Here is a 21,560-nt window from a genome sequence, read left to right on the forward strand (position 1 = left end):
AGGGAAAGATCGCACTAGATCTGCACCGCTGTCGCAAACGTGCTGCGGGAAAACCTGAGGGAACTTGATCCCATGATAACGCTCGCCCAACTCGCGCTTGACGTATCGCGAACCGAGCTCCCGGGAACCAGTTCCAGCGCGACCACGACGCCGTCACAGGCGGAAAGATCTTATAACACCCGGCGGTCGCGTGCTGCACGTCTTGCGGGCCGGTGGCAGTTATCGCAAGCCGTCAACCTTTCAGGCCGAACACCTCGCGCCCTGGAGCCCATTCTCAGCCGGAGCCCGCCCCTCATGGAGATTCGTCTCGCAGGCACTGCCGACCGCGATGCATGGCGGTCCCTTTGGTACGCATATTGCGCCGACCAAGGTCTCAATTCATCAGAACAGGCGACAGATAGGATCTGGCGGCGCATCGAGCGCCCAGACGAACCGATTAACGCGCTGATCGCGGTCTCAGCAACTGGCGTTACCATAGGTTTTGCTACCTTTGTCATTCACCCGTATACTCTTAGCGATCGTCCGGTCTGTTTTCTCGCAGATCTCTATGTCGACGAGTCTTCGCGGCGCCAGGGGATTGGCCAAGCCATGCTCACGAATCTGGCCTCCTACGGTCGCGACCAAGGCTGGCTGAGAATCTATTGGAATACGGACAGATCAAATTATCATGCGCGGGCGCTCTATGACAAGATCGGTAAATTGAGTCCATACCTTACCTACTACTATGACCTGTAGACTTGCTCTGAGGTCGTAACGAAAGCGCATTGACCTGCCCCAGTCTTTTAAACAGTGGCGAGTAGACTAGAGGTGCAGCCATTTATGTTGCGCACATGGGCTTGCAGCGGAATGTATTTTCGGCGCGATGATCCATTGATCAGGCAAGGACCGTGTTCGAGGTAAACTCCGTGCGGTGGTCTGCGACGATCATGCCGGGCTTGCCGCGCTGGGCGATCAGGTCGTCAGTTCGCGAGCAACGCGGCGACCAGAGATCTGTGTCCGGAATCGCGTAAGGCATTCGCGCGTCACGTCGTCGACGAGTTGATCGGCCGCAGGAGAACTGGTCGTACAGCGACCAGCGTGCGTTCGGCTTCGCCTCGACACGGATCGGCCCCGCATGCCGACCGCCGCTCGCCGTCCGCACTTCAACAAGGTAGGCGACATCTCGTCGACCGGCAAGATCTATTCCGGACGTCCGCGCTGTCGTTATGACAAGCCATATTCTAATTTAGATCTCAAAAATCTTCCGGGGAGCAGTGGTCAGTACCTCGACGCCGGAGTCTGTGACACGGAACGTTTCGCTGATGACGTATCCAAAATCCTCCTCGATCCAATTACCTAACATCAGGTGAAAGGTCATGTTTGGTAGCAACTCTGTCATATCGCCATCCTTAAGGCTTGCGGTCGGCTCCAACCAACCAATGCCGTGTGCATAGCCGCAACGCGTCTCCTTTTTGAGGCCCCGCTTCTCGATGCTGCGATTGAAGGCGTTGGCAACATCGCTGCAAGTCGCTCCTGGCCGTATCGCATCAAGAGCGACCTCAAGGCCGGCGACTTGGATCTCATGCACGCGACGTAGACGATCGGAGGGTGAGCCGATCGTGTAAGTGCGCATAAGCCCAGCACAGTAACCATATCGCGCACCGCCGATTTCGAGATTCACCTGCGATCCATAGCGAAAAACGTCCTCGCTCCACGGAATGTGGCACGTTCCCGTTCGCGGTGATGAACACAAACTTATTCCCTCGATCCCGCTTCCTGGCTTACCGTTTGCGCCGCGCACCAACGTTGCCACAATTTCCGCGCACGCGTCTGCTTCACGCACCCCGGGGCGTATTACCTCAGCAGCGCGTCGAATCGCGGCGTCTGAGATTGCCGCCGCCTCCCGCATTACAGCTATCTCGAGATCTGACTTGATGAGCCTTTTCCAAGTGACCGCCTTAGTAGCATCGACGATCGTGGCACCAGGCAGGCGCATCCTAAACTTTTTCGCCGATTGCGATGGAAGGCAGCATAGCTCGATTCCTATGCCTCGACTCGCGAGGCCGACGTCCTCCAAGTAATCGACTACCGCGTCATAGCCATCCTTGTCAGGATTTCCAATATACGCTTCGGGGTATGCGACGATTTTGTCGCGCTCCATAAAACATTGATGAATGGCTGCCGGCGCATCACAGCGGCGCAGAATGAACGTCGGTTCCTCTTCTCGTATCGAAACCACAACGGCCTGAGGAACATAGGCTGATAGCGCGGTGTACCCCGTGAGATAGGTAATGTTATGTTGGTCGGAAACGACGAGCGCGTCGATATCGCACCGACCCATTTCGAACTTCACCGAGCCGAGCCGGCGAAGGTATTCACTTCTAGGGAATGCCTGGGGTCCCTTGGATATATTCATAAGTTTGAACTCCAGCTATGCTTTTGACAACAAGGCGAGCTATTGCGGGTAAGAGTTCTTATGCTGGCGACGGATCACCTCTCAGTTGGGGGGGAGTCGTGGGGCTGCAGATCGCTCCTGTTCGCCCGACGGCGGTGTGATAGACCAAGCGATTAAGTCGACAGCTCGTTGGAGTATCGCTTCGGTCTGAGCAAGGCTGGGTGAAACGGCGACGACATGTCCTATCCAGTCTCGAAAATCGCCTTTCCTGAAGATCGGCGCGTTGGGTTCAACATACAATTTGATTTCAGCGACACCTGGTACCGCGATCGCCTGACTGCCGCCATCGATCCAATCGAGGGTGCCGTCGCAATCAGCAACTAGGAACCGCGCGGCTGCGGTCTGCAAATGCCTTCTGCGCAAATCCCATTCCTCGCCGACGACAAGCTTGATGTGCTCGGTGACCAGATCGACACCGCTCGCCAGTTGGACCAGTTCAGGCTCAAGCGCACCAGCAAGACGCGGATTCACTTCGATTACAACCGGGCCATGATTAGTCAACCGGAGCTCGATGTTCGTTGGCCCCCAATTAAGGCCAAGAGCTTGCAAGCACCTCAGCGAAACATCAACGATACGGTCATGATCGTCTTCCGCAAGCGGGGCCGGGAAGGTCGTTTCACGGAAGACGAAATGCGGTGGGGGGCCGAAATCAACGGCGACAATCCCAATAACCTCATTGCCCATTATCTCCACGCTATAAAAAGGGCCGCGCGCGAATTCCTCAACCAATATCCTCGGCGAAGACGGCCAGATGTGCTTCCCACCCAACAGATAGGTCGTGTGGTCAGCTAACTCATCGGCGTTGCGGCACAATCGGACACCGATGCTACCGCTGCCGATTGCCGGCTTAACAATTACGGGAAAGCCGATCTCCGCGACAGCGCTTTCTACTTCTGCCACATTCAGCGCCATGCGATAAGCGGGTATCGGAACTCCGGCTTCCGCAAGTAGCTGGCGCTGAGAGAATTTGTCACAGCATCGTTCAATCAATTCGGGGTTGGGTCCCGGTAAGTCGAAATGCCGACATAGTTTGCCAACGGTTGCATAGACCGACTCGTCGATGCCCGAGAAGCCCGTGATACCAGCGATGTCATTGGTCTCACGCAGCCTGGAACATTCGCGAATCAAGGTATCAAGATTGGTTGTATCGACACGGATTGCCTCGCTTCTTTCCGCCGCAAGATACTCGTACTGTGTTGGATCAACTGATAGTGTAATTGGATGAAAGCCAAGACGCCGGGCCGCGTGGATGTATCGTATTCCATTACCTCTTGCATGGCCTTCAACCAGGATGAGAGCTTTCCTTGACATTGGCTGTTCTCCACTCTGCGTTTTTGTCGATAGGTCGTTTTGCCATCGTGGACCTCAGACTTAAAGACAACGATCCAAGGCCAAACATTCCGTGAAATTGGTCGCCTCTACCCGCAGCCGCTGGCTGAAGCTGAAGTTGCCTTTGGCGCAGCAAAATCGTCTTCCCAGATCTGGGCAGAACCGATTGGGCTTGATGGCAACTGACCGAATAGTGGCCGAGTGGGATAATGCACTGTATCGCGTACCAGAGTACTGGGGACGAGTACGCCCTTGACCGGGACCCGGCGCCACGAGCTGTCACCGAAAGGCCCTACTAGGGAGTGAGTTTTAGCGCGTTATCGCCGGGAGAGCCCTCGCGAATCGAGAACGTTATCCTTCCATCGTCGTCTATTGCACCCTCGTAGAACATGTGGTCGCAGATAGAATTATCCCGGTGGAAAGTCAGCACTCGCGGCTTGATCTCCACCATCTGATGCTCCTCGATGTATGCGGAGGAGCAAACGATTATTTCGTCCCCGACCTGACAGGTGCGAGCAGCGGCTCCGTTCAGCACGCAGCAACGAGAACCCCGCTCTCCATAAATCACGTAAGTGCTGATTCGAGCGCCCGATGATTTATTCCAGATTTCAACGAATTCCATTGGAAGGATGCCGGCTTCGTCGCAGTGATCTGGATCCAAAGTTATTGAGCCCCGGTAGTTCAAATTCGCGTCGGTCACAGTTATTCCATGAAGCTTGGCGGCAACAAATTTTCTCATCTACATTTCCTCTCGGCGGTGGGACACTGCGTCGACAAGCGATTGCTGTGTCTTGGTTTCAGGATGGATGGATGGACGTTCTGCGATTTGTCGTATTGTGGTTCTTAGGACAAAATTGATTACTCTGGCGTGGCCAGCACGAGACAGTCAGGCGAAGGCTGGTTGTGGTGGGCGGAGGCATTGCCGGCCGGCTGTCCCCCATTGGTAATGCCATCCGATACAGTTCCGACATGTTCCGTTCCTTTAATTAGTTGTGATTTCAGGTGACTGTGCCAATCGGCCCGTTCAACTGGATCGCACACAAAGTTGCAAACCTCGTGCCAAACTGGCTAATCAGGCCGGAAACAGAAATGCGTGATCTCTTTCAGCTATTTAGGTGAGCAGACCACGGATCGGATCAAGAAGGCACGTCGCGGACGCGACAAAATGTTGAGTGTAGGACGGGTTGAGGTGGCGCCCTTCTGCTGGTGGTCGTGCGGCCGATCTGGGCATCGTTGACTTCTGGCGGCGGGGATGTCGAGGACGCTCGGGTATTGGCTGTTCGGATCTTAGACGCGTGCAGCCTCATGCCTCGAATGCGGCCGTTTTACTTGTCCCAGTCGAGGCCTGCCTAAATGTTTGATCTCAGGTTTTGATGGGGCATCCTTATCTTCCGAATCAAAGGATGCACTATGGGCCAGGTTCTTCATGGGAGCGCCACGACGACAGAGGCGGTCCGTCGGGCGCCCGCTGATCAAGGGTTTGTTTTCAGCGATGGGATGGTCGCGGGGCTTACGCTCCTAAGGACGACCTTAAGAGCCCAGCCTCGCTACCGTGCCATGATCGCGCAAGGCGGCCCTCGCCGGAGGCGTACCCGAGGATCGCCCCTGACCAACAAGGAAAAGCCGGATCGACGCGGTCATGTATCCTCTAAGAGTTGTCATGACGCTTACCTCCTTCAGGTTGTGTGCGTCAAGTTCTGCAAAATGGGGCGGCCACGATGCTGGTCATGCGGCTTGGCGTAGAGCGAGCTTCTTGTGCTCGCGCAGATCGTCCATGTTGATGTAGCGGTTGGCCTCCATCCAGTTCTCGTTGGTCTCGCAGCCAGCGCCCTGACGAGGCGCAGGCAGCTTTCATTGGGGAAGATGCGCATGACATTGGTGCGCCGGCGGATTTCCTCATTGTGCCGTTCAAGCATGTTGGTGCTCTTGAGATGCTTGTGATGCTGGCGCGGCAGGCAAAAGAAGGTCAGCGTGCGCTCGATGGTCTCCTCCACCCAACTCGTCAGTCGCGGATAGCGGCCCGACCATTTGGACAGCCATGCGGCGAGATCGGCCTTGGCCTCGGCGAGATCGCGCCGGTCATTAGAGCCAGCGCAAGTCCTGCAGGCAGTCGGCGCCGTGCTTTCTCGGCAGGTGATCGAGCGCGTTCCTGAGGAAGTGGACGTAGCAGCGCTGCCAGGCGGCTTCGGGGATCACCTCGCCGATCGCCGCGACCAGGCCGGCATGATTGGCGGAGACAACCAGCTCGACGCCCTTGGGGCTGCGCGCCTTCAGCGCGACGAGGAAATCCCTCCAGGCCGAGCGGCTTTCGCGATTGGCCATCTCGACGGCCAGGATCTGGCGCCGGCCGTCCCAGTCGATGCCGACAGCGATCAGCACCGCCTGGCTCATGACGACGCCGGCCTCACGCACCTTCTCTTAGCGCGCATCGAGGATGAGGTAAGGAAACGGCTCTTGAAGGGGGCGCCTGGCAAAGGCAGCGAGGCTCTCGTCCAGCCGCTTGTTGATGGCCGAGATCGACGAGGCCGAGAACGCATGGCCGCACAGCTCTTCCGTGATCGCCTTGACCTTGCGGGTCGACACGCCCTGCACATACATCTCCGCAAGCGTCGCCACCAAGGCCCGCTCCGAACGCTGGTAACGCTCGAGAAGCTCGGTCGAGAAGCGGCCGGCCCGGTCCTGCGGAACCCGCAGCTCAAGCTTGCCGACCCGCGTGACAAGGGTGCGGCCGTAATAACCCGAGCGGTAGCCGAGCCGCTCAGGTGTGCGCTCGCTCTTCGAAGCCCCCAGCGCCTCGTCCATCTCGGCCTCGAGTACCTCCTGCATCACCGCACGGATCACTTCGTGAAGTCCGTCCGGGTCCGAAAGCAGAATGTCTTTGATGGCAGCGCTGCCGGTCTTACTTTCAATCTTGGTCATGGTGGCGTTCCTTCGCGGGAATCGGTGACGTGAACAATCACCAGCCTGCCATGACCGCCCTCTCTCAGCGAATTTGCAGAACTGTCAGCACACACCCTCCTTCATCACAAACCCAACCGAACAACTGGGCAGGTGTTCCAAAAAACGCCGAGTTCCAATAAGGACTCAGGTCCTGGTCCGCTATTGTCACCCCTTCCAAGTCGATGTGTTCGTCACAAATCTTGCGCAATTGAGAAAGGTCGCCCGGGCGTACAACTCTGATTTCCACAGTATTCTCCTGCTTCTCGTTCCGGCACACGTCAGGGGATTTGCTTGCGCAGTTGCCTGATGTGGCAGGTGAGCCAGCCCGCATATTGGCCGTCGTATTGTGGGCCGCGACGCTCACATGTGCGCACCCGATGAAGTGTAGATGTGTTTGTTTCAGGCAATGAGGCGCGTCTTGTGAGCACCGCCACGGTGGACCTGAAATCGCCTCACAGACGCTTGCCCACTGAACACGTCCCCGCCATGACCGGGGACGTGTTAAGGCACATTGCCTTCAGCCTCTGCAGAGGTCAGCGGTCTTGCTGCCGTCCGCAGGTTGTCTTTGCCGTAGCCGTATTTGCCGAATACTGCCATCATTTCGCCAGAGCCAACATAGTCCTGCATACGGCATTGAACGCGTCGACCGCAGCCTGCTCGTTGAGCTCGAAGGCGATAGCAGGATAGTTGGCTGGCGCGATGAACGAATCGGCCAGCTCAAGGCTGTGGTCCTTCTTAACAAGTCCAGTCGCTGTAAAGTAGTCGAGGGCACCGGCGGCGGCGCGACAGCCTGTCCGCCGGCGGTCCGGCGACCTGCATGATTTTGTCGTCGGCGATGCCTGACTTTTTCGCGTCCTGGACCGCGGTGTAGCCTGTATCACTGACGAAGGTGAGTCCCTTGTCACGCACATCCTCATAAGAATGCAGCCCTTCCGGGTTGCCCTTAGGCACCAGCAGTGCGCCTCTCTCCGTAGCGATCGGTTCGCTGAACAGCACGTTGCGGCAGCGCTCCGGCTTGATCCACATGCCGGCCGTGATGAAGTCGAAGCGGCTAGCCTGCAGGCCGGGGACAAGTGAGCCCCATTCGGTTACGACCGGCTCGATTCTATTCTCGTGTTTTTGCGCGACGCACGCAAATGCCAGACAATCCGATCCCCAAATTAATTCCCAGCACCGCAGGTTATTTGGTGTCCGCTTTTTCAACGAGACGCTCCATGAGCGTGCTGTAGGCGACAAAACCGGTGTGAGACCAGAAGGTCTTGCGGCCAGGATTGGTCTCCAGCACGTCGAGGAAAATCCTTGATTTGTTGTGGAAACGAGACCGAATAAGCAGCTCAAGGGTCCTGCAGCCAATCTCCGAACGTCGGTGTTGGCAGCTGACGTAGAATTGCCTCAAAAAGACGCGTTGCCCACTCGGCTCCGCATTGTCTGGCTCCAAACGATGAGTGGCGAGGCCCACAATCTCGCCGTTCTGGCTGAAGAGGTCGACCATCCAAATTTCGCGATTCACCAACTGAATAAACCGCTCCTTGAGTTCTGAAACCGTCATCGGGGTTTCGATGCTTCTCGGCCTCGATCAACTCGCGGTTCAACATTGCCAACTTGTCGAAATCTTCGGCGGCAGCTCTGCGAATCTCAATTGTCTCTGAAGCACTGTGATCCTCTCCTGACCCATGCGACCCACGCAGCGGGCTAGGCAATGCGCTCCTACATGTCCGTGGTGGGTAAAGCCCGTCCGCAGCCAAAAATCCTATGATTAGAGTTGTTCTCGATGACCTCCGATACGGATTCTCTCGCCGGGCTTATTTCGATTTGGTCGAGGTCATTGAATCCTGCATCGCCCGACAGCCGCGCCGTCGGTAGGGATCAGCAAGCGTTCAATTTCCAGATGGTGGCTGCGAGAGGCGGATACCAACGTTTCTCGTCTGAACGTAGCCGTCCAGCGCTTCCTGACCCTTCTCCCTGCCGTAGCCGGACTGGTTTATCCCACCGAACGGTGTTTCCACCCCGCCCACATACCACCCATTCACGTACACTTGACCGGCCCAAAGGCGGTCGGCGGTCCAGAGGGCCCGGTCAATATCCCGCGTGAACACGCCCGCTGCCAGACCGTGAACGGTGTCGTTCGCGAGATTGACGGCCATTCCCGGATTATCGAACGTGGTAACGGCAAGAACAGGACCGAATACTTCTTGCTGGAAGAGATTGCTGTCTCGCGCGACATCGGCAAACACCGTGGCCGCCATAAAGTAACCGCTCCGCTCCGAAAGCGCAGTCCCGCCGGTTACGAGTCGCGCGCCCTGCGAGAGGGCCGTCTGGCAGGCCCGCTCAACTCCTTGTCGTTGGTTTCGGGAGATCAACGGGGTGATGTCGCAGTTTTCGCGTCCTGGACCGACCGACAGTCCTTCGACGCAGACCCTCACTCTTTCCACCAGTTTGTCTGCAATAGAACGTTCCACAATAAGACGTGTAAGGTTGTTGCAATTCTGGCCTGCATTCAGAAAGGTCCCGACGCGTACCGCTTCCACAACGCAGTCGAGGTCGGCATCGGAATACACAACTGCAGCCGACTTTCCGCCCAGTTCCATTATGCAGGGCACGATCCGATCCGCTGCCGTCTTGAGCACCGTCCGCCCAGTAGTAATCGAGCCCGTGAAGACGATGTGGCGAACGTCGGGATGTTCGATCAGCGCCTGGCCTGCCGTTTGGCCGTATCCAGTGAGCACGTTGACCGCTCCGGCAGGCAGCCCCGCTGTCTCACAGGCACGCGCAAGTTCAACTCCGGAAAGGGGAGCTAGTTCCGGCGACTTCACCACGACTGAGTTGCCGGTTGCGATGGCGCAGGCCAGCGAGCGGGCCGTCAGTTCAAGTGGACCATTCCACGGAACGATCTGGGCGGACACGCCGAAGGGACTTCTGACTGTGTAGTTGACCAGGTTGGCCCCGCGCGGGATCGAGCGCCCTTCAAGTTTGTCGGCCAAGCCACCATAGTATCGCAGGTATCTGATGGCGGTCTGAACCTCGCCATCGGCAAGTTCCAATGCCTTCCCCGTCTCCGCGCAGTTAATGGCTGCGATCTCGTCGAAACGCGCTTCAAGGGCGTCGGCAACGCGAAACAACATGCGACCGCGATCATACGGATGCATGTCTATCAGCACGCGGTCGCGAAAAACGCGGTGAGCAGCAGTAACGGCAAGCTCGATGTCTTGGGGTCCTGCTTCAGCTACGACAGCAATCGTTTCGGCGCTCGCCGGGTCATCGACCTCGATGCGTGTGCCGGACACAGAATCCCGCCACTCGCCATCGATATAATTTTTGACTACGTCGTTGCTGGCCATCCAGTCCTCTTTCTTATCGCTCGATTTTCTTCGAATTGGCGCAGCGACAGTGGTCGGCGCCGCAGGAAGAACGGCAACCGTGGTATCGGTCCGGCAGTGAAAGCCCTAGTCTGCCGTTCAGCCGCTCCGAGTTCGCCCACTGCCACATGCCACGGAACGGCCTTCCCGTTCCGTGACTGCGAGCGGCCCGATTTTGGACCTGCTAGTGGCCCGGTGCTTTGTCGGCTAGCGAGCCGCGCCTCCACCGTCGAGGGTAGTCGCTACTGCGCCAATGCTGTCGCGAATGATGGACAGACCACGCCGAAGGTCAGCCTCGGCGATGGTGAGGGCAGTCATGAACTTAAGCACCTCACCGTATGAGCCGGCGATCTCGATCACCAAGCCCCGACGAAAAGCCTCCTGGGAGACCAGACCTGGCAAGGAGTGGTGCTTCGGTGAAACGAGTCCGTACATCAGACCGCGGCCTCGCACGCTCAGGCCGAGGGTGGGGAATTCCTCGGTAATCGCGTTGAGTTCTTGGACCAAGATCGCAGACTTGCGAGCGATCTCATCCTCGAACTTGGAGTCGGACCAGTAAGCTTCGAGGGCCGCACGAGCAGTGACGAAAGCATAGTTGTTGCCTCTGAAGGTCCCGGTGTGTGCGCCCGGGGCCCAGACATCAAGTTCAGGCTTGATGAGAATAAGGGCCATTGGGGTTCCGATCGCCGACAAAGATTTGGACAGGGTAACGATGTCCGGCACAATTGCAGCCGCTTCGAAACTGAAGAAACTGCCCGCGCGACCGACCCCGGCCTGGATGTCATCGAGGATCATCAAGATTCCGTGCCGCGACGTTAGCTCGCGCAGCCGTTGCAGCCAAGTAACGCTCGCAGCATTGATGCCGCCTTCACCTTGGATCCCTTCCAGGATCACCGCGGCAGGTTTGTCGAGGCCACTGTTGGGGTCATTGAGAAGCTTTTCGAAGTAATCGATTGTGTCAACTGACGCCCCCAGGTAGCCTTCGTATGGCAACGATGTCACATGGGCGAGGGGAAACCCGGCAGCGGCCCGGTGCTCCTTGTTTCCCATCGCTGCCAATGCTCCAGCGCTTTCCCCATGGAACGAGTTGGTAAACGAGACGATGTTCGATCTCCCGGTCACCTGGCGAGCCAGTTTTAGACTCGCTTCGACCGCGTTCGTACCTGTGGGGCCGGGAAACTGTAATTTGTATGTCAGACCACGAGGCTTGAGAATGTATCGCTCGAAAGCTTCGATGAAGGCTTTCTTGGCCGTCGTGGCAAGGTCCAGCCCATGCACAATTCCGTCGCGCTCGATATAATCCAGCAGCGCCTTCTTGATGACGGGGTTGTTGTGCCCATAATTCAAAACGCCTGCACCGGCGAAAAAGTCGAGATATTCCCGACCGTCTGCAGCGATGAGAGTGGTCCCGACTCCGCGATCGAATAGGGCGGGGAAGGCGCGGACGTAGCTGCGCACCTCAGACTCCAGGCGATTGAAAACCGCGAGACCTGCATCCATTTCAGGTGCGAATTGCTTGCTCATAGGCGAACTCCTCAATCTGAAGCCTGCAAAGCCAGGCCTCTTCTGCTTTATGAAGTGGCGTGTAGGTGCCGTTGTGAGACAATAGCGCGCTACATTGGGCGCCTTGCGCAAATTCTGAGCGGCGGGATGCAGTAATTATGCGAAATTGCCGGCAGGTTGCATAAGGCCGGCGGTTTGTGTGGCTGCGGTGACGATTTTTCCCAACCACCTCAAGACGGCTGCATTTGATGCAGCAACCGGGGCAGGCGAACCTAGCGCTCGATTCCCTATACACAGATGAGACTCTTGGCAGCGTGAGCCAACGAATGGAAGCCGAAGCGCGGAAATAGAGGTCCCCCCTATCATCATCGTCCAGTCGGCTTAGCGTTTAAGTTCCGAGACGTTTCCTCGGCCGAACTGGGCGCAAGGCCTCGGCTTTTGACCGTCGGCTGCCATTGTCAGTTGGGCGATGGTGGACAGCACTCTTCGGCCAATGGCTATAACTGACGTCGAGGACGATAGCCGACTTTGGTCCCATGCCTGGCCTGATCGTTTGGGCTTCCGTCTGCGCGGGGTTGAGGCTACAGTCGAGTGCATATCGCAGTTTTTCTGCGCAAATTGCAGCTATTCCGGAGAATGACCATGGAATTGGATCGGATAGATCTGAAAATCTTAAGCGCTGTTCAGCGCAACAATCGCCAAACAACGGAAGAATTGGGCCAACTGGCCGGTATATCGCCCACGGCCTGTCAGCGGCGATTGAAGCAGTTGCGACAAATTGGCGTAATTGAGGCTGATGTTGCAATCGTGTCGCCTGAGGCGGTGGGCAGGTCCCTGATGATGCTGGTCTTGGTCGACATTGAGCGCTATCGTTCCGACGTCATCGATCGCTTCAAGCAGTCTCTACAGAAGGCGCCTGAAGTAATGAGCGCGTATGCGGTCACCGGTAACGCCGATTTCGTTCTCCTTCTCTCCGTGCGTGACTTGGCAGAGTACGACGCATTCTCGAGGCGTTTCTTCTTTGATAGCCCGGCTGTTAGAAATTACAGCACGATGATTGTGATGGATCGCACGAAGGTAACCTTGGCGGTGCCAATCGATGTATAGAACGCGCAATCTTACGCGCATTCAACAACTGGTTGATCCGATTCACCGATGACTGGCGCAAGGGTCAGCCGCCTTGCCCGCCGGCCATGATTGGGACGGGAGTTTTCGTACCGCTAAAGCGGCGATGGAGCGCAAGGCGAAGCATCATTCTGCTCCTTACAACGGCCTCGTCAGCGCGATGCTGCAAAAGCACTTCTGGACCTACCGGGCTGCATTCTGATGTATCTCGCGATAGGTTTGTCCCCTTCAGTCGCGATGCGCTTTGTCCACTTAAGTCACGACGCTCCGGCATCGCCTTCAGCCCTGATGGACTGCTGGCAAGGTCATGTTTAAACGTTCCGCCCCGTTGGGAGGCCGCCATAATGCGAATCTCTTAAGAATGCGCTGATTTCCTGCGTCCTGCAAGATAATTGCGCGTTTTTGCTTGCTCGCCGTCTGCTAGATTTTTGCCCGACTCAGACATTTGCGAGTTTGCGTGGTTTTCGATTATATCGTCGTGGGTGGTGGCTCCTCTGGATGCGTGATGGCGAGCAGGCTCTCCGCCTATGGCGCTCGCGTGCTGCTCATTGAAGCTGGCCCTGATACGCCGCCGAATGCCATTCCTGACGACATCCAGGATGGCGACCCAACGCGTGCTTACCTTAATCCCGGTTATCGATGGCAGTCACTCCACGCGACAACGGTGCGAGGTGGCCGCAAGCCTGTCCATTACGAACAGGCGCGCGTCATGGGTGGCGGCTCCAGCATCAATGCCCAAGTCGCCAACCGCGGCGGGCCCGGAGATTACGATGAGTGGGCCTCAAGCGGTGCAACGGGCTGGGGTTGGGAAGACGTGCTGCCCTACTTCCGTCGTCTAGAATGCGATTTGGATTTCGGCGGGGAATTTCATGGCACGAACGGCCCCTTGCCAATCAAACGTGTGCGCCAATCAGACTGGTCGGGCTTCATCCGGGCAATCTCCGATGCTTACGATGCTTTGGGGCTTCATTTCAGGCCAGACTTCAATGGTGCATTCGGTGATGGCTATTCAGTTGTCCCATTGACCAACCGCAATGGTCATCGGGTCTCCTCCGCGATGGCGTACTTACCCGAAACCGTCCGCTCTCGCCGCAATCTAACGATTTTATCCGAAACGACAGTTGCGCGGCTGACCTTTTTGGGAACAACGGTAACGGGGGTCGAGACGGAGAACAAATCGGGCGTGCAATCGTATAGCGCTTCTTGCGTTATCCTGTGCGCAGGAGCACTCCATTCACCCGCCATATTGATGCGCTCCGGGATCGGCCCCGCGAAGGAATTAGTACAATTCGGAATCCCTATCGTTGCAGATTTGAAAGGTGTGGGCCAGAATCTTCAGGAACACCCCACGATTTGCGTTTCGGCCTATTTGAAGCCGGCCGATCGCTTGTCACCCGGCGTGAGCGAATATATTCAGATGCACGCCCGCTACTCGTCGGGTTACGAAGGCTGCCCGTCGACCGATATGGCAATATCGACTGTTGCCAAATCATCCTGGCACCCGCTGGGGAGGCGCCTCGGCACTCTCGCCGTGTGGGTCAATCGCAGCTACTCGACGGGAACTGTGGCGCTCAAGGGTAGTTCGCATAAAATAGAGCCGGAGGTCGATTTCAACTGGTTGAGCGACAAGCGGGACGCCGAGCGCCTCAAGCAGGGCTTTCGCTTCATAGTCCGCCTGCTGCAGCAAGATTCGCTGTCCTCTGTGGCGCTGGACCCGTTTCCGTCAGCGTTGAATGCGCGAGCGAAGCTGGTGAGCAAGGTCACAAGCACAAACTATGCACTCACGTCATTTCTGGCGCTGCTCATGGACGCGTCGCCGCGGCTGCGCCGTGGGCTGATTAGGCGCGTCATAACGGATGGGGATAGCATTTCCGATCTCGTCAACGACGAGAAACATCTGGATCGGTATATTCGCCAGAACGTCATCCCAAGTTGGCATCCGACGTCGACCTGCAGGATGGGGGCAGCCGCGGATCCTGGCGCTGTGACCGATCCGTCGGGACGCGTTCATGGTATTTTGGGTTTGAGGATCGCCGACGCTTCCGTCATGCCATTTTGCCCTCGGGCGAACACAAACATTCCGACGATTATGGTGGCTGAGAAATTGGCCGACACAACCTTGAGAGACGGCAGACGGAGCTAGGCCAGGCGGCATGTACATTCTGCCGGAGCGCTGCCGCAATGTGGTGTTCACCGAGCCGCTTGCTAAGTTCACCGAAGCCCTGCTCATGCCGAATGGCAATCCCAAAAGACCAGCACTCCTTTGACGATATTCGTGATAAGGGCCTAACGCTGGTCACCACCGCCGGTTCCGACACGGTCACGACCGCCAAAGACGCGGGCATTCCGGAGGATCGTGTCATGCAGGTCGCCGGCCAGGCCGAATTCTTGCAGGCAGTGAAGGTCGGCCGCGCGGCGGCGGGGTCGCTAAACTACTTCACGGTAAGGAGCTCGCTGACAAGGTCGACAGCGTTGAAATGGCAGATCCGTTCACCCCGCCGGCTGGGAAGGCCGGCTACCCAAGTCTCGCCTTCCTGCCCAATCAGCAGGCGGTCGATGCCTTCAACGAGGTATTGAATACTTATATCGGCTCCGACCAAATGATGCAGTCGGTCAAAATACGGCTACACCAAAATCAATCTGCCGGACGGCACCAAGACCGGCGACCTGTGCAAGGGTTGAAATCTTGCGGGGAATGCCACCCATGCACCTAAAAGGCTCCCGGCCGCAGTGGCTGGGCGACGACAGAGCAAAGTGACAAGACGCGAGGCTCCGGGGTGCCGATTTCCGGTATTCAGACGAGATAGTTCGGCAACGTGGCATGTGAGGCTGCTACGCTCAGGAGTGAGCAATGGCAGTCCATCTCGCATGTCGCAATGCCGACCTGATGCCCCTCCTTTTGCCGAGGAACCGATGATCACCAAGCATCGCGTATCGGTTGATGGTGTCGAGACATCGTACTGCGAGAACGGAGCTGGTAGGCCGATTGTTTTCCTGCAGGGGGCGGGCTTCCGTGCAGAGGCTAAGAGTTCCTTTGTTCGGCAGCTGAACGGGCTATCCGATCAATTTACGGTAGTAGCGATTGATCAACTCCATTTTGGGGGAACGGATTATCCTGCTGACTGCAAATACATTAACCGGCTCGGTCGTGTGAATCATGTAATTAGCTTCCTCCAACAACTGGGTTTGAAGCAGATCACGCTAGTCGGCCATTCAGAAGGATCATTCGTCGACGCGCGGGTCGCGATCGTGCGTCCCGATCTTGTTTCTAAGCTTGTCCTGCTGACCGCTAACTCCGTGTCGCCGGCGTTCGGAGATGACCGTGACGAAGCTTGGCTGGAGGCCTGCCGGCAGGCTTACGGCTGTTCCGGCCCGATGCCGAGCGAAGAGGAATACATCACCGCACGGCGGAAAAGCTGCCGCGCCCACGGGCAGGATGTGGAATGCGCCGAGCGAGAAGCCTATCGGCGGGCCGCGGCTCGGGGACAATGGGAGATCTGGCAGAGATTGCCGGAAGACGAGACAAACCTGCATCGTTATCCACTGCTGCAGCAGAAGTATATCTTCCCCTACCTTGATCAGCTTCAGGCCCAGACGTTGATCATCTGGTCCAAGAACGACCCTACCGCGACGCCGGAGCAAGGGATCAACCTGGCGAAGCTGATCAGGAATTCAGATTTCCATCTGCTCAATAATGCCGGCGATTCCGTCCAGGTTGATCCGGAGCGAAGCCGTGAACAGACTCATCCGTCAATGGCACGAATGATCAACTGTGACGGGAACAATGCTCGGGCCAGCGTCTCCGAGGCGAATCTCTCAGCGGCGTGTCGCATACGACGAACTTGTGCCCTGCCATGGCAACAAGGGCATAGCCCAGGCGGTGGCGCCCATCCAACCGGGCAGGGCAGGAGTCATGCAAGACGTGGTGTGCCTCAGTTGGCCATACCACAGCTCGCGATTGTTCACTTCCAACGAACCACGGGGATGACGGAAATGTGCGTATGCACCCAAAAATCACCGAATTTCTGCGAATAACTTGCATTTCTCGCACAAAGCACCACAGCTGCGCTGCTACGCTCACGAAGCATGCACAAGTGGCGTAGCAAAGGATCGACTGGAGGAATCTATACCTAAGTGGGGACCCTGCAGCTCACACGATGATGGGAACCGCCGGACTACAAGCTCAACAAATGATGCAATGGTCTTTTCCCGAGGCATATCGGGAGACCATCGGCGATGCGAAAACGGAGGACTAACCAGTGGTCAAGTGGAAACTCGACGAATGCTTTAAGGCTGCAATCTTGAAGAGGATTGCCGCGCTCGGCCTGGCGGCGATGACAATCTCGTCCTTTGCCGGTTCGGCCTCGGCGGAGTCGCTGCTCGATAAGATTAAGAACGGAGAAACGATCCGTCTTGGCTTCACCAATGAGCCTCCCAGTGCCTATCCTGGTGCGAACAACGAGCCGCTTGGCCTGGTCAATGTGATGACACTGGACGTTCTGAGAAAGATGGGAACGACCAAAATCGAGCCGGTCGTAACCGATTGGGGTTCCCTTGTCCCGGGCCTCCAGGCTGGTCGCTTTGACATCATCACGGGCGGCATGTGGATTAAGCCGGAGCGGTGCCGCAACGTCCTGTTCAGCGAACCGATCGCATCGAGCAATGATTCGATGATCGTGCCGAAGGGCAATCCGGAAGCGCTGCATTCCCTCCATGACGCTCAGAAGAAGGGGCTTACCCTGGCCATCATGACGGGTACCACCGCAGTCGAGCAGGCGAAGAAATTAGGTTTCCCTGACGACAAGGTTATGCAGGTCGCCGGACCGCCCGAGGTCGTACAGGCTGTAAAGGCCGGCCGCGCCGCTGCCGGCTCGCTCTATAGTCTGAACGCGACGACTCTTGCCGAGCAGGATCCCAGCATTGAGGTGGCTGACCCGTATACCCCGCCGGGACCGAATGAACATCCCGCCATAGCCTTCCCGCTCAGCGAACAGGCTGCGGTAGACGCGTTCAATGCTGTGTTGAAAGACTATATTGGCTCTGACGAAATGATGGCCGCGGTCGGCAAATATGGTTACACCAAACGCGATCTCCCGGATGGCAGCAAGACCGCTGATCTTTGCAAGGGCTGAAGCTATGCGTCTGACCGCTCCCCGGCCCTTGGCCGGTAGGCGGTCAGTGGGGAGGGCATATGAGTAAGGTCGATCTCAGCTTTATCTTTGCCGTGCTCACCAAGGGCGTCATGACTACGGTCATCGTCACTCTTGGCGCCTGCGTCGTAGCGATCGTCCTTGGGCTTTTCGTGGGCCTGACCCGAGTCTCTCCCCGTCGGCAGTTGCGCTGGTTCAGTATCGCCTACATCGAATTCTTCCGCGGGACGTCCATGCTGGTTCAGCTCTACTGGTGGTTCTTTGTATTGCCGATTTTCGGTATTTTCCTGTCGCCGTGGACTGTCGGAATTTTGGGGATCGGAATGAATGCCTCTGGCTACGCAGCCGAGTATGTCCGCGCCGCCATTCAGGCCGTTGATAGGGGCCAGTATGAGGCATCTACAGCGCTCAATTTTTCGCGGCTCACCATGATGCGGCGTATTATCCTCCCACAGGCAATGCGCGCCATGCTGCCGACCTGGGGTAACATGCTCATCGATGTGCTTAAGGGTAGCTCGCTCGTCTTCTTCATCACCATTCCCGAATTTACTAGCGCCGCCAAGCAGGCGGCCGACGCAACTGGCGATTATATGCTGTTCTTTGCGGTTGCACTATTCGGTTATTACATCATCGCGCGCGCCCTCATCACTCCTTTCGTGCGCTGGCTGGAACGCCGCGTCTCGCGCGGTTTCGTTCGGGAGCAGGTGGCTTGAAGATCTGGGATTGGTCTTACGTATGGGAGGCTTTCCCATATCTCTATCAGGGAGCGATCGTCACCATTGAGGCTACGCTGCTCGGGTTTGCGATCGCGCTGATATTGGGTCTTGTCTTCGCGATGATTCGCCAGTCGCCAAACCGCTACGTCTCGACCACCATGGCGGAGATCGTGGAGTTTATCCGTTCAACGCCCTTGCTGCTGCAGTTGTTCTTTGTCTATTTCGTTGGTCCGCAGATCGGAATCTTCATTCCTGCCTGGACGGCGGGAGTTGGCGTGCTGGGGATCCACTATGCAGCCTATTGTTCCGAAGTCTTCCGCGGCGGCATCGAGAATGTGGATGGCGGCCAGTGGGAGGCCTGTACGGCACTAAACCTTTCGCGAACGCGGACCTGGCGAACAATCATTCTGCCGCAGGCGATCCCGCCCATGGTGCCAGCTCTGGGCAATTACTTCATCGGCATGTTCAAGGACACGCCGGTCCTGGCGGCAATCTCGATCTTCGAGATGCTGCAGCAGGCGAAAAATTTCGGGGGCAATAACTATCGATACATAGAAGCGATCACTATGTGCGGCTTCTTCTACTACGTGTTCAGCTTGGTTGCTTCCGCTATCGTGCAGTCGGTCCGCGTCTGGCTCAACCGCCGCTACCATCTGCAATAGGGAGGCCTTATACTATGAGCGAATTTGTGCTTCGCTTCGAGGACGATCTCACGAAGCGCCCTAGGGCATCAGCCAGGCGGGACGAGCTTGACCTCGATATCAGGCGCAGCGAAAAAGTCATGAACGAACCCATAGTTCGCTTCGAGAACGTCACAAAGCGCTACGGCGCGTTGACGGTGCTGGACGAACTCAATCTCGAGATCGCACGCAACGAGAAGGTGTCCATCATTGGTCCGTCCGGCTCGGGCAAGACCACCGTTCTGCGCATGCTGATGACGCTTGAGCACATCAACGGGGGGGTGATATGGGTCGACGGTGAACCGTTGACGCATACGCAGAAGAACGGCCAAATAGTGCCGGCGAGCGAGCGTCATCTCCGTCGCGTGCGTGCCAAGATCGGTATGGTGTTCCAGCACTTTAACCTGTTCCCGCATATGACTGCTCTGCAGAACTGCATGGAGGCGCCGATCTCCGTCCTTGGGCTCTCGAAGAAGGAGGCGGAGGCCCGAGCGGCAGAGCTGCTCGACTTGGTGGGCCTCGGCGACAAGAAGAACCATTTCCCGATCCAGCTTTCCGGGGGCCAGAAGCAACGCGTGGCGATCGCTCGGGCGTTGGCCATGCGGCCCAAGGTGATGCTGTTTGACGAGGTGACATCAGCGCTTGACCCGGAACTGGTTGGAGAGGTGCTCAACGTCATCCGCAAGCTCAGCGCCGAACATGACCTCACAATGCTGATGGTCACGCACCAGATGGGCTTTGCCAAGGAGTTCTCCGATCGCGTGTGCTTCTTTTCTGGCGGTAAGATTGTCGAGCAAGGCCCGCCCAGCCAGCTTTTAGGCAATCCGCAAAACGAGCGAACGCAGCAGTTTCTCAATGCGGTGCTGGAGACGAGGTGAGTTGCGGGTTGTGCCGCTAGTTGAGTTATCCCGTGGGTGGCTTCCGGGCAGGAACTGGTCCGTTCGGAGCAGGCTGCCCTGCGACGAACCTACGCGCGGTTTTTCAGGGCCGGGTTGATGTCGAGGTTACTGCCCCAGTTCATTCAGGACTGCATAACTAGGATCGTCCGGTCCAAGCCCCAGATTGGTCGAGTTAGGTAAATAGCGCTGCCCGTTCGGCAGTTGCGAGCTTGAAGATCTGATGTGCGTTCAATCTGCCATTCAGGGCATCTGGGCTCTGGAAAGTGCCCTAACACGATTGTCTGACGGCGGACGCAAACCCGGTATCCTACAGGCCCGGGGAGGGTCGCACAAGCGTTCTGCGGTTTCCCAGTTTTTACGGCTTTCATGCGAATGCACCAAAACAATGCCGACTTACTGCGCCTGGAAAGGCATGTTTCTCTGAAACAGCCGTTTCGACGCTGTTAAATTCGTGCATTCAGAGAGAACCTGTATCGCGCAGGTGATGGGCATTTGCTGCCGAAATCACCATCTTAGCTGCTTCCAGAAGAAGGATGCTTCCGTGACAACTCAACAAAGGGCCCTCGGAATTATTGGGCTGGAGATCGGACTTCCGCCTCGTGAATTTCCGCCACCGCAACCGGAGTCGGTCTTCAACCCGGCAACTTTCGACTTCCCAATTATAATAGAGACCGCGGCCGGGGCTTTGGAGGAGAGGGTCATTCCCGGTGATGCTTCTCTCGAGCCGGCCTACATTGCAGCTGCCAGGCGGTTGGTCGAGCGCGGAGCAGTCGCGATAACCGGGGACTGCGGGTTCAGTATCCGGTACCAGGCTGCAGTGGCCGCGTCTGTCGAAGTCCCGGTGGCCATGTCGAGCCTGCTACTGGCGCCCACGCTACTCCGGCAGCTTCCAGCTGACGCAAAGCTCGCCGTTGTGGCCGCAGACTCAAGACACTGCGGCAAAGAGCTGCTGGGCATAGATTCATCCGCAGAGGCAAGAGTAGTCATCGGCGGCATTGAAGGTGACGCGTGGCCGGCTGGTGTTGTTGAAATGGAGTCGGAGGTTGCAGCCTGTGTCGCGCGACTTGGCGCCGCACATCCGGGGATTGCCGCCCTCCTATTTGAATGTACATTGTTCCCGATGGTGACGTCAGCAATCCGTCGTAGGACAGGACTGCCCATCTATGACGCCGCGACCCTTTATCGGATGACATTCGCGTCCGTGGCTTGACCGCTTGGAGGCCACTATCCCAAAATATGAGCTCATGTCTGGTATGAGTTGCGGCTCGTTATTGTAACACACGTCCGCATCTTGTCGAATACTCTGTCGAGACTGGATCCTCGATTTCCGAGGTCAGGACGCGGTGCCTGAGATGCAGGTTGGATTTTTGGAACTCGTGCTGGTCGACCGTGATCCAGACGCTAAGCGGCGACCGACTTCGGCCGGAG

At 57.2% G+C, this 21,560-nt stretch carries 17 protein-coding genes and 2 pseudogenes; 9 read left to right on the plus strand and 10 right to left on the minus strand.

Going from position 1 to position 21,560, the window contains the following annotated elements:
- The first annotated feature begins 294 nt into the window (after positions 1–294).
- A complete protein-coding gene (locus P9217_RS28455; protein WP_158515807.1) occupies positions 295–735 on the plus strand; it encodes a GNAT family N-acetyltransferase in 441 nt (146 codons plus the stop codon).
- Between the two features lie 142 nt (positions 736–877).
- On the opposite strand, the pseudogene P9217_RS28460 reads toward P9217_RS28455, so the two are convergent.
- The 10 genes and pseudogenes from P9217_RS28460 to ectB form a co-directional block, all read right to left on the minus strand.
- Positions 878–1,108: pseudogene (locus P9217_RS28460) on the minus strand (IS3 family transposase); the annotation flags it as partial.
- Positions 1,109–1,225: 117 nt separating this feature from the next.
- The gene (locus tag P9217_RS28465; protein WP_063169356.1) at positions 1,226–2,395 is read right to left on the minus strand and encodes a Xaa-Pro peptidase family protein; all 1,170 of its coding nucleotides are present in this window, start codon (positions 2,393–2,395) and stop codon (positions 1,226–1,228) included.
- Between the two features lie 81 nt (positions 2,396–2,476).
- Positions 2,477–3,745: an acetyl-CoA carboxylase biotin carboxylase subunit family protein gene (locus P9217_RS28470; protein ID WP_082826583.1), complete on the minus strand. Its 1,269-nt coding sequence runs from the start codon at positions 3,743–3,745 to the stop codon at positions 2,477–2,479.
- A gap of 313 nt (positions 3,746–4,058) precedes the next feature.
- Positions 4,059–4,502 (minus strand): aspartate 1-decarboxylase, encoded by a 444-nt coding sequence (panD, locus tag P9217_RS28475; RefSeq protein ID WP_063169354.1) that lies wholly within the window; start codon positions 4,500–4,502, stop codon positions 4,059–4,061.
- Between the two features lie 986 nt (positions 4,503–5,488).
- Positions 5,489–6,682 (minus strand): annotated as a pseudogene (locus P9217_RS28480) (IS256 family transposase).
- A 64-nt stretch (positions 6,683–6,746) separates the two neighbouring features.
- Entirely contained in the window at positions 6,747–6,950 is a 204-nt protein-coding gene (locus tag P9217_RS28485) for a hypothetical protein (RefSeq protein ID WP_141245431.1), read from the minus strand.
- Positions 6,951–7,438: 488 nt separating this feature from the next.
- Positions 7,439–7,906 carry a transporter substrate-binding domain-containing protein gene (locus P9217_RS28490; protein WP_224571101.1) on the minus strand — a complete coding sequence of 156 codons (468 nt, stop codon included), beginning with the start codon at positions 7,904–7,906 and terminating at the stop codon, positions 7,439–7,441.
- Complete coding sequence (locus P9217_RS28495) at positions 7,884–8,252, minus strand: GNAT family N-acetyltransferase (RefSeq protein ID WP_063169352.1); 369 nt, start codon at positions 8,250–8,252, stop codon at positions 7,884–7,886. The genes P9217_RS28490 and P9217_RS28495 overlap by 23 nt, the downstream gene beginning before the upstream one ends.
- Positions 8,253–8,580: 328 nt before the next feature.
- Positions 8,581–10,041: an aldehyde dehydrogenase family protein gene (locus tag P9217_RS28500; protein ID WP_063169351.1), complete on the minus strand. Its 1,461-nt coding sequence runs from the start codon at positions 10,039–10,041 to the stop codon at positions 8,581–8,583.
- A 225-nt stretch (positions 10,042–10,266) separates the two neighbouring features.
- A complete protein-coding gene (gene ectB / locus P9217_RS28505) occupies positions 10,267–11,583 on the minus strand; it encodes a diaminobutyrate--2-oxoglutarate transaminase (RefSeq protein ID WP_063169350.1) in 1,317 nt (438 codons plus the stop codon).
- A gap of 621 nt (positions 11,584–12,204) precedes the next feature.
- On the opposite strand from ectB, the gene P9217_RS28510 reads away from it, so the two are divergent.
- The 8 genes from P9217_RS28510 (at position 12,205) to P9217_RS28545 (ending at position 21,342) form a co-directional block, all read left to right on the plus strand.
- Positions 12,205–12,669 carry an Lrp/AsnC family transcriptional regulator gene (locus tag P9217_RS28510; protein WP_063169349.1) on the plus strand — a complete coding sequence of 155 codons (465 nt, stop codon included), beginning with the start codon at positions 12,205–12,207 and terminating at the stop codon, positions 12,667–12,669.
- A gap of 475 nt (positions 12,670–13,144) precedes the next feature.
- A complete protein-coding gene (locus tag P9217_RS28515; RefSeq protein WP_063169348.1) occupies positions 13,145–14,830 on the plus strand; it encodes a GMC family oxidoreductase N-terminal domain-containing protein in 1,686 nt (561 codons plus the stop codon).
- Positions 14,831–15,600: 770 nt separating this feature from the next.
- Positions 15,601–16,722 carry an alpha/beta hydrolase gene (locus P9217_RS28520; RefSeq protein WP_063169347.1) on the plus strand — a complete coding sequence of 374 codons (1,122 nt, stop codon included), beginning with the start codon at positions 15,601–15,603 and terminating at the stop codon, positions 16,720–16,722.
- Positions 16,723–16,946: 224 nt separating this feature from the next.
- Complete coding sequence (gene ehuB, locus P9217_RS28525; protein WP_082826582.1) at positions 16,947–17,819, plus strand: ectoine/hydroxyectoine ABC transporter substrate-binding protein EhuB; 873 nt, start codon at positions 16,947–16,949, stop codon at positions 17,817–17,819.
- 59 nt (positions 17,820–17,878) lie between these two features.
- A complete protein-coding gene (gene ehuC, locus P9217_RS28530) occupies positions 17,879–18,550 on the plus strand; it encodes an ectoine/hydroxyectoine ABC transporter permease subunit EhuC (RefSeq protein WP_063169346.1) in 672 nt (223 codons plus the stop codon).
- Positions 18,547–19,215: an ectoine/hydroxyectoine ABC transporter permease subunit EhuD gene (ehuD, locus tag P9217_RS28535; protein ID WP_063169345.1), complete on the plus strand. Its 669-nt coding sequence runs from the start codon at positions 18,547–18,549 to the stop codon at positions 19,213–19,215. Before ehuC ends, ehuD begins: the two co-directional genes overlap by 4 nt.
- Before the next feature lie 119 nt (positions 19,216–19,334).
- Positions 19,335–20,111 carry an ectoine/hydroxyectoine ABC transporter ATP-binding protein EhuA gene (ehuA, locus tag P9217_RS28540; protein ID WP_063170381.1) on the plus strand — a complete coding sequence of 259 codons (777 nt, stop codon included), beginning with the start codon at positions 19,335–19,337 and terminating at the stop codon, positions 20,109–20,111.
- Between the two features lie 562 nt (positions 20,112–20,673).
- On the plus strand, positions 20,674–21,342 hold the full coding sequence (locus P9217_RS28545) for a hypothetical protein (protein WP_176477193.1): 669 nt from the start codon (positions 20,674–20,676) through the stop codon (positions 21,340–21,342).
- Positions 21,343–21,560 lie beyond the last annotated feature (218 nt).

Origin of the sequence: Mesorhizobium sp. WSM4989 (assembly GCF_029625795.1) — a bacterium.
GTDB lineage: Bacteria > Pseudomonadota > Alphaproteobacteria > Rhizobiales > Rhizobiaceae > Mesorhizobium.

Excerpts from the sequence above, each read along its gene's own strand:
- P9217_RS28455 (WP_158515807.1), top strand. The coding sequence starts at position 295 with ATGGAGATTCGTCTCGCAGGCACTGCCGACCGCGATGCATGGCGGTCC.
- P9217_RS28465 (WP_063169356.1), bottom strand. The coding sequence starts at position 2,395 with ATGAATATATCCAAGGGACCCCAGGCATTCCCTAGAAGTGAATACCTT.
- P9217_RS28470 (WP_082826583.1), bottom strand. The coding sequence starts at position 3,745 with ATGTCAAGGAAAGCTCTCATCCTGGTTGAAGGCCATGCAAGAGGTAAT.
- panD (WP_063169354.1), bottom strand. The coding sequence starts at position 4,502 with ATGAGAAAATTTGTTGCCGCCAAGCTTCATGGAATAACTGTGACCGAC.
- P9217_RS28495 (WP_063169352.1), bottom strand. The coding sequence starts at position 8,252 with ATGACGGTTTCAGAACTCAAGGAGCGGTTTATTCAGTTGGTGAATCGC.
- P9217_RS28500 (WP_063169351.1), bottom strand. The coding sequence starts at position 10,041 with ATGGCCAGCAACGACGTAGTCAAAAATTATATCGATGGCGAGTGGCGG.
- ectB (WP_063169350.1), bottom strand. The coding sequence starts at position 11,583 with ATGAGCAAGCAATTCGCACCTGAAATGGATGCAGGTCTCGCGGTTTTC.
- P9217_RS28510 (WP_063169349.1), top strand. The coding sequence starts at position 12,205 with ATGGAATTGGATCGGATAGATCTGAAAATCTTAAGCGCTGTTCAGCGC.
- P9217_RS28520 (WP_063169347.1), top strand. The coding sequence starts at position 15,601 with ATGATCACCAAGCATCGCGTATCGGTTGATGGTGTCGAGACATCGTAC.
- ehuC (WP_063169346.1), top strand. The coding sequence starts at position 17,879 with ATGAGTAAGGTCGATCTCAGCTTTATCTTTGCCGTGCTCACCAAGGGC.
- ehuA (WP_063170381.1), top strand. The coding sequence starts at position 19,335 with ATGAACGAACCCATAGTTCGCTTCGAGAACGTCACAAAGCGCTACGGC.